The sequence below is a fragment of the Treponema sp. R6D11 genome (assembly GCF_054786075.1).
Genome location: NZ_BDHD01000505.1, coordinates 1 through 900 on the forward strand (window position 1 = coordinate 1; position 900 = coordinate 900).

1 protein-coding gene is annotated in these 900 nt (G+C 41.4%); it reads left to right on the plus strand.

Going from position 1 to position 900, the window contains the following annotated elements:
- Positions 1-900 (plus strand): RHS repeat-associated core domain-containing protein (locus ACYVTD_RS14295; protein ID WP_461248392.1); only part of this gene is annotated, 900 nt, incomplete at both ends.

Genomic DNA, 900 nt, shown 5'->3' on the forward strand with positions numbered 1-900 from the left:
ATTTGCACGAGAGGATAGAGTACACGCCGTACGGGGAGATATGGGTGGAGCACAAGTACGACCTGGCGGAAGGAGCGTTGCCGTACCGGTTTACGGGCAAAGAGCTGGACGAGGAGACGGGCTACTACTACTACGGAGCCAGATACCTGGATCCTAGGACGAGCAGGTGGATATCAACGGATCCCGCCATGGGGGACTACATACCAGAGGCGGGAAACGAAAATAATAAATTACCGAACGGCGGAGTATATAATACTATAAATTTGCATACTTTTCATTATTCAAATAACAATCCATTAAAATACACCGATCCAAATGGGGATATACCTCTTGTGGCTATAGGTATAGTAGCAGTAGGTATAGCTATGTTACCTAATTATGGTGATGGCTTTTTGTATTTTGATACATGGCATCCGCAATATTTGGGTGGTTATAGAGATTTTTATGAAAATTTTACATCTAATAACTGGGCTTGTAATATTGATTCATTGCGGACTAATTTTAATAGGGCTGACGGTAGTACAGCTTCAATATGGCTCTGGAAAGGTGATTATAACATGGTATTTAACGGGGGGTGGCATACAGGGGCAGAAATAGGTGTTTATAATAGTTCTTCATATGGTACGAATAAAATACTGAAATCAGCGTCTTATTCTTTGAAAGACGGAGACGGCAATGTCATAACAAGCAGAGCCCTTGTTGGTAAATGGTGGACTAATAGTTTTGTAAAAGGCAATGGTAAAGGGGAGAAAAACGGCGCCAATGGCGATCCGTCATCAATGGTATTATCTGTAACACTTGAATTTAATAACGAGAATGATGCGATAAGTTATGATACGGCACTTACGAACAGTAGCGGTAATACTTTTTATCCTTCAGTTAACAGGGACGGTTCAAAGA